4 protein-coding genes are annotated in these 2,988 nt (G+C 67.5%); 1 reads left to right on the plus strand and 3 read right to left on the minus strand.

Translation table 11 applies throughout. The features are described 5' to 3' along the window. Both infC and mtaB read right to left on the minus strand, forming a co-directional pair. Nucleotides 1-376 (minus strand): translation initiation factor IF-3 (gene infC / locus VEG08_14645; protein ID HXZ29230.1); only part of this gene is annotated, 376 nt, incomplete at its 3' end. Between the two features lie 475 nt (nucleotides 377-851). Then, nucleotides 852-2,165, minus strand: a complete 1,314-nt coding sequence (gene mtaB, locus VEG08_14650; protein HXZ29231.1) for a tRNA (N(6)-L-threonylcarbamoyladenosine(37)-C(2))-methylthiotransferase MtaB — start codon at nucleotides 2,163-2,165, stop codon at nucleotides 852-854. Nucleotides 2,166-2,284: 119 nt separating this feature from the next. On the opposite strand from mtaB, the gene VEG08_14655 reads away from it, so the two are divergent. Further along, nucleotides 2,285-2,719: a response regulator gene (locus tag VEG08_14655; GenBank protein ID HXZ29232.1), complete on the plus strand. Its 435-nt coding sequence runs from the start codon at nucleotides 2,285-2,287 to the stop codon at nucleotides 2,717-2,719. Here VEG08_14655 and VEG08_14660 read toward each other — a convergent pair. After that, nucleotides 2,720-2,988: hypothetical protein (locus VEG08_14660; protein HXZ29233.1), on the minus strand; the 269-nt coding region annotated here is incomplete at its 5' end.

Raw genomic sequence — 2,988 nt, forward strand, 5'->3', positions numbered from 1 at the left:
GGCCCTGGCGCGTCATCTCGCGACCACGGAAGAAGATGGTCGCCTTCACCTTGTCGCCTTCGGCCAGGAAGCGCAACACGTGGTTCTTCTTGGTCTGGTAATCGTGGTCGTCCACGTTGATGCGGAACTTGACCTCTTTGACGACGATGACCTTCTGATGCTTCTTGGCCTCGCGCTCTTTCTTCTCCTGCTGGTAGAGGAATTTCCCGTAATCCATGATGCGGCACACCGGAGGTTGCGCCGTGGGCGAGATCTCTACCAGGTCGAGGTTCTTTTCGCGGGCCAGCTTGAGCGCCTCGAAGGGCTGCATGATCCCGATCTGCTGGCCCTCGTCGCCGATGACGCGGATCTCCCGCGCCCGGATGCGCTCGTTCATGCGGATAAAACGCTTGTCGATACCGTCCTCCGAAGGATTCGAGAGCTGTGAAGCCCAAAAATTATAGCATGCCCCCCTACCATCGGGTCATCGGGCGATCGGGCCATCGGATCATTTGGCAGGGCGCGCTCCTTCCCGCGTAGGCTACGCCTCGGCGTCGGTCGCGCGCGAGGTTGTTGGCCGACCCTTCCCCGGGGCTTACGCCCGGGGCTACCCTCTTCCGCCGCTGCCGCGGCTGGGTCGTGCTTGAACAATCGCCGGAGGTGCGATGAAGTCAGCCCGCCAGGGCGCCAGAACCCAGCCCGGCACGTCAGTGCCGGGTAAGGGTACGGAGAAGAAGGCGAGTCCCGCAGGGACAGCAGAACGGCGGACAGGGTGGCGCAGGTCCTTCAGGCCTGCGATAACTGTGCCGCGGAGAGACCCCGCGCGCGAGCAGCCCGGAGCCGCAGGCGACGGGGCAAGGGAGCGCGCCCGCTCAGCCGATCGCGCCCGCCAGCCCGTCCTCGGTCGCAGCCTCGATGTCCGCGCGGACCCAGCGGTTGGCCGCGTGCCGCCCGCGCAGGCGCAGCTTCAGGTAATTGTCGGTCAGCGCCTCCGTCCACTCGCCGTCCGAGACACTCAGCGTGATGGCCTCAAGCGTCTTCCCTACGAACGACTGCCGGAACTCAAGATTCTTCTCCGCCGCCAACTCGCGCAACACGCGATTGCGCTCCCGCGCCACTTCGACCGGCACCTGACGCGGCATGGCCGCGCTTGGCGTCCCCGGCCGCGAAGAGTAGGTGAAGACGTGGAGGTAGGTGAAGGGCAGGGAAGCGATGAACCGGCGGCTCTCCTCAAACTCGGCGTCGCTCTCGCCAGGAAATCCCACCATCACGTCCGCCCCGATGGCCGCCGCGGGCATGGCGGCGCGGATCTTCCGCACCCGCTCGGCATAGTGCCGGGGCCGGTACTTGCGATGCATGGCGCGGAGGAGGCGGTCGCTGCCCGTCTGCAGCGGGACGTGCGCGTGCCGCGCCACCCGCGGCGACGCCGCCATCAGCGCGATCAGCTCGTCCGACCAGTCCATGGGCTCGACCGAACTCAGCCGCAGCTTCTCCAGCTCCGTCTCTTGGAGGATGGCGCGCACCAGCTCCTCGAAGCGCGACTCCGGTGCGAGGTCCCGCCCCCAGCGTCCCAGGTTGATGCCCGAGATCACCACCTCGCGGTAGCCAGCATCCACCAGCGCCCGCACCTGCCGCAGGCACTCCTCCAAAGGCAGCGAGCGGCTTTGCCCGCGCACGGAGGGGATGATGCAGAAGGAGCAGCGGTTGTCGCAGCCGTCCTGCACCTTGAGGTTGGGACGGGTGTGGTCGGCGCCGGCGCCGAAGACGGGCGCGGCCATGAGCTGCGTGTGGGCGAAGATGTCGCCCACGAACGTGGACGCGTGGCCTCCGATCTGCGCAAGTGGAACGAAGTTTCCGGTCGCGATCTCCGCCACCCGGTGCTTGTGGGAGTTGCCCACCACCCAGGAGACGCCCTCCAGCCCGGCCAGTTCCTGGGGCGCGCGCTGCGCGTAGCAGCCGGTCACCAGGATGCGGCAGCCGGGATTTTCGCGGTGGATACGGCGGATGGCGGCGCGCAGGTCGCGGTCGGCGGCCGCGGTCACGGTGCAGGAATTCAGCACCACCACCCCGGCCTCGCGTGGGCGCGCGGCCCGCGCCAGCCCGCGCGCCTCCAGGTCGCGCTCCAAGGCGGCGCCGTCGGCCTGGGTCGCCCGGCAGCCGAAATTCTCCACGTAGAAGCTGGCCACGAGGCGTATTATAGCAATCAGAGACTTGGGTTTTTTTCGCAGCCCAGCCTGGTTCGGCTGCCGGTCCTCACATCCCGCAAGCGGGCACTTGCGGTTCACGACTCTCCCTGGAGGCCGCCATGAAGCGCCGCATTCTTCTCGTGGACGACGATCTCACCGTCCTGCTCACCCTGAAGGCAGTGCTGGAGAGCAGCGGCTTCGAAGTCGAGACCGCGGCTTCGGTCCCCGACGCCCTGCGCCAGATGAAGCAGCATGCCTACCACCTGGTCATCACCGACATGAAGATGGAGCAGGACGAGTCCGGCTACGAGGTGGTGCACGCCGCCCAGCAGCAGCCCTACCAGCCGGCCACCGCGGTGCTCACCGCCTTCCCCGACCTGGGCGGCTCCTGGCGGCACGCCGGCGCCCACACCATGCTGGTCAAGCCGGTGAACGCGCGCGATCTGCTGCGCCAGATCGAAGTGCTGCTCATCCGCCACGAGGACGAGAAGCACCGCCCGCACAAGGCGGCGGAGGAACCCGGGCGCCCCGGCGCCTCCCGCCGTATCAGCTAGCTACTTCTTCAGTTGGGTTTCCCAGTTGGAATAGACGGTAAGCGCGGCCGCGCCCTGCAGCCGGCGCGTATTTATCAGGAACCTCTTCCCGTCCGCGGTGACGTCGTACTGATGGAAGGCGAACGACACCGCTGTGATCTCCGTCTGGAAGAGGGGCGTGGGGAGACCGGCCTTGAAGGCGCCGCCCGCGGTGTCCACCGCCACCGCCATCAGCTTGCCGTCGGGCGCGATGTAGTAGATCTCCTTGCCGTCGCGGCGCCAGCGCGCCT

The sequence above is a fragment of the Terriglobales bacterium genome, from assembly GCA_035624475.1.
In the GTDB taxonomy this organism is placed as follows: domain Bacteria; phylum Acidobacteriota; class Terriglobia; order Terriglobales; family Acidobacteriaceae; genus DASPRL01.